A 6553-nucleotide genomic window follows, 5' to 3' on the forward strand; every position below is an offset into this window, starting at 1 on the left:
ATTACAGACATGCTGATGTTCCGCGATGTACACAAGCAGTCTGCGCAGCAAGAAACATCACCTTGATGTTTCTGCTGCGTTTTCAATAGCGCCCAGCGCAGATACCACCTGCGCCAGGGCCCGATTCCCTTAAAACGGCGATTCCGCCAGATTCACCGGCTGCAAAGGTGCTGGCGCATCTGGCGTGGTGCCTACCGAGCCCAGGGCCATCTCGCCGCCCAGGGCCAGCAGCAGGTCGGGGATGAGCTGGCGCATTTCTCCGGTGGAGATGGCGGCGTCGGCGTCGAAGTTGTCTTCTTTTTCCTGCGAGGTGCCGTCGAATACGCCGTCCAGGAAGGTAACTTTCTTGATCTGCATGCCCTCGGTCAACATGAAGGACACGCGGCCCTCCCAGGTCATGGCCAGCTTGGTGGGCAGCTTGCCGTCGGCTACGTGCTGGCGCACTTCATCGATGTCCAGCGCATGGCGGGCGTATTTGACGACGGCCTTGGATTCGTCAGCGGCCTTTAGTTCGCACTCGCGGTCTACCGTGAAGCCAGCAGGCGGCTCCTGGGTGGTCAGCCAGTTTGCCATTGCGGTGGCGGGCGAAATCGCGGTGTTGATCTGCTGTACGGCAAAGCCGTCGATGGCCTTGACCAGGGCGGTGATGATTTCGTCGGCCCGGCCCTGGCTGCTGGCATCCACCACCAGCACCAGTGCGGCCGGGTCGATCCAGACGGTGGTGGCGCCGCGCTTGCTGAAGGCCATGGGCAGCAGCGACAGCTTGACGTCTTCACCGATTTCCTTGCGTTCCTTTTTGCCGGGCTTGCGGCCGGTGGTGGCCTCGATTTGCGTCAGGCGTTCTTCGGACTTGCGTTTGATGACCGAGGCAGGCACCGACTTGCTCTCAAACATGATCTTGAAGATCAGTTGGCCGCCGATGGATTCGACCAATGGGCCGTGGGCCGTGCCGCGGGGTTCGACCCAGCCCATGGACATTTCCTGGCTGGCGCCACATTCGACGAAACGATCTTTGTCCAACTCAGCTTCTATCTTCAACAGATCAGGGACCCAGCCGGCCCCAATGCGGTACACCAATACGTTTTTGAACACGGGAATTCTTTCTGCATAGGCCCGCAAGGCATGCGGACACGTTCTAACAAGGAAAATTGACGGGCAGCGGCCCTTTGGGTGGATATTGTCGCTGCTGGCTTAGCACCTCCAGCTTTACAAAGCCATATTTGCGGGTCATGGGGGGTATACAAGCGAATATCACACTTGCATTCAACCTACAGCCACATCCGACTGTAGGCCCTGGTTTTCCATGATCCACCAAGGAGTTTCATATGGCTTCCGTACACACCGCGTTCAAGAGTCTGGTTCTGGCAGGCATGCTCGCCACGGCGGGCCACGCCGCCTTTGCCGCCGATGCGCCCCCACCTCCCCCCCCAGGCTCCGGCATGGCCCAGCATGACCCCGCCAAGATGCACGAGCGCATGCTCAAGCACATGGCCGCACTGAAAGCCAAGCTGCAACTGACAGCTACCCAGGAATCCGCCTGGACCACGTTTACCGCCAGCATGCAGCCCGTGGCTCGTACGGGCCCCCGGCCAGACCGTGCTGAATTCGCCAAGCTGACCACGCCCGAACGCATCGACAAGATGCGCGCCATGCGTGCAGAGCGTGATGCCGCGATGGACAAGCGCGCGGACGCCACCAAGGCCTTCTACGCCGCGCTAACCCCTGAGCAGCAAAAGGTGTTTGACGCCAACGCCATGCCGCACTTCGGCCCCGGCGATCATGGCTCCGAAGGCCACCCGCACAAGGGTTAAGCCGTTCCAGCCCGTCCTGCATCCGTGTGAATGTGGGGTATGGTGCGGCGCCGCATAAGTATGTGGATAGTTTTGGCATAAGACCAGGCTTATCCACAGGCTGGCTGCGGCGCCCTGACTTATCCCTGTTGGCGAAGCAAACCCAAAGCAGGGTCACACACAGCCGTCCACACGGGCTAAGTGCCTGGTTGGCAAGAAGAAAATGGGCTTATCCACAGACCGGCCCGGGGCTTACTACTACTACTATTCTTTAAATTAAAGATATAGAAGAAGAATCAAGACAAGGTCAGGCCTGGGGGCATCTGCGTAAATACTATGGTTTTGATAGCTACTTGCGCAGGAAATAACTGCGCTGGGGCCGGGTTTTATCTATAAAACCGCAGCTGCTCTGCAGGCATGGGCCGGCCAAACAGATAACCCTGGAAGGCCAGGCAGCCATGCTCTACCAGGAAGTTGCGCTGTTCAGCGGTTTCCACACCCTCGGCAATTACATTCAAGCCCAGGCTTTGGCCCAGGCCGATGATGGTGCGGGCGATGGTGGCGTCGTTCGGGTCGGTCATGACATCGCGCACAAAGGACTGGTCGATCTTCAGCAGGTCCAACGGCAGGCGCTTGAGGTAGGACAGCGAGGAATAGCCCGTGCCAAAGTCGTCCAGTGAAAAGCCCACGCCGTGGGCGCGCAGGGCTTCCATTTTGGAAATGATCTGCTCGATGTCTTCGGCCAGCACGCTTTCAGTCAGCTCCAGCTTCAGCTGGGCCGGGTTGGCGCCGGTGTGGGCCAGGGTGTCCAGCACCTGCTGCACAAAGCCTGCATGCTTGAATTGGCGCGAGCTGACGTTGACGGCCATGGTCAGGTGCCGGGTGGCGCTATGGCCCTGCCAGGTCGCCAGCAGGGCACAGGCCTGTTGCAGTACCTGGCGGCCCAGCTCGAGGATCAGGCCGGTATCTTCGGCCAGCGGGATGAAGGTGGCGGGTGACACCATGCCGCGCATCGGGTGTTGCCAGCGGGCCAGGGCTTCCACGCCTGTCATATCGCCCTGGGCGTTGTGCTGGGTCTGGTAATGCAGGCGCAGCGCGTCTTGCGCAATGGTCAGGCGCAGGTCGGCTTCCAACGAAGCTCTTTCGCTGACCGCCGCCTGCAGTTGGGGGTCGAAAAAGCCTAGGGTGTTGCGCCCGGCGGCCTTGGCCTGGTACATGGCGATGTCGGCCTGCTTCAGCAGCTCGCCCACACTGTTCGGCGCGTGGCTGAAAGGGGCGATGCCGATGCTGGAGGTGCTTTGGTGCTCATGTCCGTCCAGCTGGTAGGGTTGGCTCAGGGCTTGCAGGATTTTTTCACCCACGCGACGGGCCTGTTCGCCAATGGCTTGCGGGTTGTCGCCCAGGTTTTCGAGCATGACCACGAACTCATCGCCACCCAGACGGGCCACGGTGTCCATATGCCGCACGCAGGCGCTCAGGCGCAAGGCGGCCTGTTGCAGCAACAGATCGCCCTTGTCGTGGCCCAGGGTGTCGTTCAGGGTCTTGAAGTGGTCCAGGTCGATGAACAGCAGCGCGCCACCCTGCCCGTTGCGGGCGCTGGTGGCCAGGGCGTGCTGCAGCCGGTCTATCAGCAGCTGGCGATTGGGCAGCTGGGTCAGCGGGTCGTAAAAAGCCAGTTTCTGGATCTCGCGCTCGGTGGCCTTGCGCTGAGTGATGTCGTTGCTGATGGAAAGTATGGAATGGGGCTGGTTGTCCACGTCGGTGATCAGGGTCCAGCGCACCTCAATGTCCACCGTGCTGCTGTCTTGCCGCCGGATGGACAATTCCCCCTGCCATTCACCGGTCTGGATGACGGTGGCGTGCGCGGCTTCCGCCGCGGCCGGGTCGCTGTAGACCTCGCTCAGCAGGTATTTGCCCACGGACTCCTTAGCCGTGCGGCCAAATAGCTTTTCTGCGCTCTTGTTGATATACAGCAGGCGTTTGTCTAGCGTCCGTACCGAGATGGCATCCTGGGCCTGGTCTAGCAGCGCGGCCTGGTGATGGATGTGAGCGTCCGACCGGCGTTTGCTTTCTTGCGCACGCAGGTGGTCTATGCCAAAGGCAATGTCGTCAGCCAGCTGCTTTAGCAGCGGGATTTCTTCGGAGCCGATGTTCACCGTACTGTTTGCGTACAGATAGAACAGTCCAAAAGTGCGCTCCTTATTACGTAGAGGCAAACTGGCGATGGAGCGCAGGTCGTCTACCCAGGACTCTTTCAGCCAGTTCTTGAAGATGGCTTCCTTGCGGATGTCTGGCACGACGATGGTTTCACCCGATCGCATGGAACGTCCTGCGGGTCCTTGCCCATAGGGCGAATCGGCAGACCATGACATGGGCCAGGCGGTGAGGTATTCAGTGAGGTCTCCTGCCTGGGCAACGATCAGGATGGATTTCTCAATATTGTCCTGGGCGAATCCCACCCAGGCCATGCGATAGCCGCCGATGTCCACGGCAATCTGGCAGATTTCATGCAGCAGGATGAATTCCGAAGTGGCCCTTATCAGGGCTTCATTGCAGGCGCTGACCATGCTATGGGCGCGGCCGAGGCGTGCCAAGTCCTTTTTTGCCCGCACGTGCTGGGAAACATCGTGGGCCAGAACCATGCGGGCATGCCGGCCGTTGAACAGCAGGCTGTCGCAAGACACCTCGACATCGATGGTCTGCCCGTCCTTCTTGCGGTGGTTGCACGGCAAGGCGCGGATGTGTTCTTGGTCTGGCAAGGCCTCGGTTTGCAGCGTGTGCAGGTCCATGGCCAGGAATTCAGCCCGGCTGTAGCCGTAATGGGCGATGGCGGCTTGGTTCACCTCCAGGATGGTGTGGTCGGCCGCATCCGTCACCCACATGGGCAAGGGGTTGCTCTCGAACAGCGTGCGGTACTGCTGCTCGGAGGCTTGTAGCTGTTGCAGCTGTTGTGCTTGGGTGGCTGGTGTCTCCATGCGCTGCAGGTCTTCCTGCGGAGGAAGTGGCTGCATCGTGTCAGGGGGCGCTTGGGTCGACGTCTCTGCCATGGTCCATTTCTACAGGAAGGTAGGCGCTGCGCCACACAAAGGCTCCACGCTGGAACTGTATGTTCTCACGGAACAGCCTGTGCCACCACAGGCTGTGCATGGCTTGTGTATGCCGTTTCAGCCTTCGATGTTTTCGTGGCTGTCGGCCGCGCCCAGGCGCCAGTAGCCGGCGGCTTTGATCCATTCCGGGCGTACGCCACGCGCATCGACCAGATGGCTGCGTAAGGCCTTGGCGGCATGGGTTTCACAGGCCACCCAGGCATAGATATCGCCGGCGGGCAGGGCCAGGTCCTTCAGCCGGTCCAGCAGCAGGTTGGACCGGCCATGGGCACGGCCCAGGCGGTGGACCCAGACCATGGTGACATCGGCCGCGCTGTCCATGGGCAGCTCGTCGGCGGGGCCATCCACCTCGGCCAGTACCAGGGTGGGGGCGCCAGCGGGCAGCTCGGCCAGGCGGCGTGCAATCGCCGGTAGAGCGGTGTCGTCGCCGATCAGCACATGGCCGTCAAAGTCCGTGGGCAGGATGAAGGAGCCGCGTGGTCCGCCCACGCCAATGCGCTGGCCCACCTGCGCCTGTATCGCCCAGGTGGTGGCCGGGCCGGCGTCGTGCAGGGCAAAGTCGATCTCCAGGGTCAGGGCTTCGGGGTCAAAGCGGCGCGGCGTGTAGTCGCGCATGGTGGGGCGGGGGCCGTCGTGCGCTGCACCGGTGCCCGGCGGGCCGCTGGGCAGTACCAGCTCGCCGCTGACCGGGTCGGGGAAAAAGAGCTTCACATGGTCGCCAAAGCCCGGGCTGCTAAAGCCTTGCAGGTCTGGGCCGCCCAGGGTGATGCGCACCATGTGCGGGCTGAGGCGCTGGGTGGAGACCACGTCCAGCAGGCGAAAGCGCAGCTCATGGCGAATACGGGAAGGGGTGCGGTGCGGGGTGCGGTTGGGGGTGGCAGTTTCCATTTAGATGCGTTCCAGGTTTTGTGCGGCTTGGTCCAGTACCTGGGCAAAGGCGTGGGCTTGTTCTTCGGTCAAGGGTGTGCCGCTCAGGCGCATGCGTACGGCCATCTTGAAGTTTTCCAGGGCGCGCATGACCTGCGGTGGCCGACTGGAGTGCAGCTCGGCACCACTTTGCATGCGGGCCAGCATGGCGTCGGCCATGGCGCGGTTTTCGGCCAGGTGGGTCTGGCCGGCTTCGGTGATGCTGTAGAGCTTGCGGCCGCCGCCGTTCTCGGCCATGGTGGTGTAGCCCATTTCTTCCAGCAGGGTCAGGGTGGGGTAGATCACGCCCGGGCTGGGGCTGTAGCTGCCGCCCAGGCGGTCGCCGATTTCCTTGATCAGCTCGTAGCCGTGGCGTGGTTTGTCGGCAATCAGTTGCAGCAGCACCAGGCGCAGGCCGCCATGGCCAAATATCCGGCCGCCGCCACCGTGGCGACTGGCACCACGGCCACCGCGTTCCAGTCCTTCTTCGAAATGTCGCATAGTGTTCTCGATGTAATTTAGATGTTGTTACGATATATCTAAATTAGATCGAAAGTGAGTCTAAACAGAATAACCCTGTGGCCGCCGAGGGGCATTGCCGACTCAGTTTGTGAACAATTACTATGGTTTTTGTAGCTACTAGCGCAGGTAATACCTGCGCTGCGGGCCAATATTTCCTGATTAGCTACCTGCCTCAGACAGACTTGAATTTTGGTTCAGATGCGCCATACTGGTGTTTCATCCAGTTGT

General features: G+C 61.1%; 5 protein-coding genes. 1 reads left to right on the forward strand and 4 read right to left on the reverse strand.

Annotated elements, in window-relative coordinates:
• Positions 1 to 129: 129 nt before the first annotated feature.
• Entirely contained in the window at positions 130 to 1092 is a 963-nt protein-coding gene (locus AC07VY_RS22960) for a recombination-associated protein RdgC (protein WP_495099468.1), read from the reverse strand.
• 233 nt (positions 1093 to 1325) lie between these two features.
• On the opposite strand from AC07VY_RS22960, the gene AC07VY_RS22965 reads away from it, so the two are divergent.
• Positions 1326 to 1811: a Spy/CpxP family protein refolding chaperone gene (locus AC07VY_RS22965; protein ID WP_495099467.1), complete on the forward strand. Its 486-nt coding sequence runs from the start codon at positions 1326 to 1328 to the stop codon at positions 1809 to 1811.
• A gap of 365 nt (positions 1812 to 2176) precedes the next feature.
• Here the strand turns inward: AC07VY_RS22965 and AC07VY_RS22970 are convergent, their stop codons facing one another.
• The 3 genes from AC07VY_RS22970 to AC07VY_RS22980 form a co-directional block, all read right to left on the reverse strand.
• Entirely contained in the window at positions 2177 to 4801 is a 2625-nt protein-coding gene (locus AC07VY_RS22970; protein ID WP_495099466.1) for a bifunctional diguanylate cyclase/phosphodiesterase, read from the reverse strand.
• Positions 4802 to 4954: 153 nt separating this feature from the next.
• Positions 4955 to 5785 carry a siderophore-interacting protein gene (locus tag AC07VY_RS22975; protein ID WP_495099465.1) on the reverse strand — a complete coding sequence of 277 codons (831 nt, stop codon included), beginning with the start codon at positions 5783 to 5785 and terminating at the stop codon, positions 4955 to 4957.
• A complete protein-coding gene (locus tag AC07VY_RS22980; RefSeq protein WP_495099464.1) occupies positions 5786 to 6304 on the reverse strand; it encodes a PadR family transcriptional regulator in 519 nt (172 codons plus the stop codon).
• Positions 6305 to 6553 lie beyond the last annotated feature (249 nt).

It is taken from the genome of Rhodoferax sp. GW821-FHT02C08 (assembly GCF_059421805.1).

Excerpts from the sequence above, each read along its gene's own strand:
- AC07VY_RS22965 (WP_495099467.1), top strand. The coding sequence starts at position 1,326 with ATGGCTTCCGTACACACCGCGTTCAAGAGTCTGGTTCTGGCAGGCATG.
- AC07VY_RS22970 (WP_495099466.1), bottom strand. The coding sequence starts at position 4,801 with ATGCAGCCACTTCCTCCGCAGGAAGACCTGCAGCGCATGGAGACACCA.
- AC07VY_RS22975 (WP_495099465.1), bottom strand. The coding sequence starts at position 5,785 with ATGGAAACTGCCACCCCCAACCGCACCCCGCACCGCACCCCTTCCCGT.
- AC07VY_RS22980 (WP_495099464.1), bottom strand. The coding sequence starts at position 6,304 with ATGCGACATTTCGAAGAAGGACTGGAACGCGGTGGCCGTGGTGCCAGT.